The organism is Nonomuraea zeae (assembly GCF_005889725.1).
Taxonomy (GTDB): Bacteria; Actinomycetota; Actinomycetes; order Streptosporangiales; family Streptosporangiaceae; genus Nonomuraea; species Nonomuraea zeae.
Genome location: NZ_VCKX01000735.1, coordinates 1 through 625 on the forward strand (window position 1 = coordinate 1; position 625 = coordinate 625).

The following is a 625-nucleotide window of genomic DNA, read 5'->3' on the forward strand; positions in this document are numbered from 1 at the left end:
GCCCGCCAGCGCCGGCGGGCCGACCTCGATGCGGAGATCACCCGCCTGTTCGAGGCCTCAGGCGGCACCTATGGGTCGCCTCGCGTCACCCAGGATCTGCATGAGGCGGGCTGGCGGGTGTCGCAGACACGGTTGCGGCGCGGATGGTCGAGCTTGGCCTGTCCGGCCGCAGACGGCGTAAGCCGCGCTCGCTGACCCGGCAGGGCAAGCGGCCGGCCGCCCCGGACCTGGTCCGGCGGAAGTTCACCGCGCCCGCTGCGGACGTGCTGTGGACGTGCTGTGGACGTGCTGTGGTGCGGCGACGTGACGCAGATCGACACCGACGAGGGCAAGCTCTACCTGGCCACGGTCGAGGACCTGTTCTCCCGCCGGCTGCTCGGCTATGCCATGTCCGAGCACCACGATGCCGCGCTGACCTGCGCTTCGCTGCAGATGGCGGTGGCCACCCGCGGCGGTGACGTGGACGGGGTGATCTTTCATTCGGACCGCGGCTCGGAGGGTGGATTCAATCGGTGCTCGCAACACCTCGTCATTGGAGGTGTTGGTGCATGGGCCTGGGCAAGAAACAGCAGGCGGTCCGGTTGTATCGCGGTCAGATCCCCTCGCCGGGACGACCGACTGTCGC

The 625-nt window shown here is 69.4% G+C and carries 1 protein-coding gene and 1 pseudogene; both read left to right on the forward strand.

The annotated features are described in order from the left end of the window. Positions 1 to 195, forward strand: a 195-nt coding sequence (locus ETD85_RS62670; RefSeq protein WP_138699147.1) for a helix-turn-helix domain-containing protein, incomplete at its 5' end; no start/stop codon positions are given. A 108-nt stretch (positions 196 to 303) separates the two neighbouring features. Next, positions 304 to 444: pseudogene (locus tag ETD85_RS67860) on the forward strand (DDE-type integrase/transposase/recombinase); the annotation flags it as partial. Between the last annotated feature and the right edge of the window lie 181 nt (positions 445 to 625).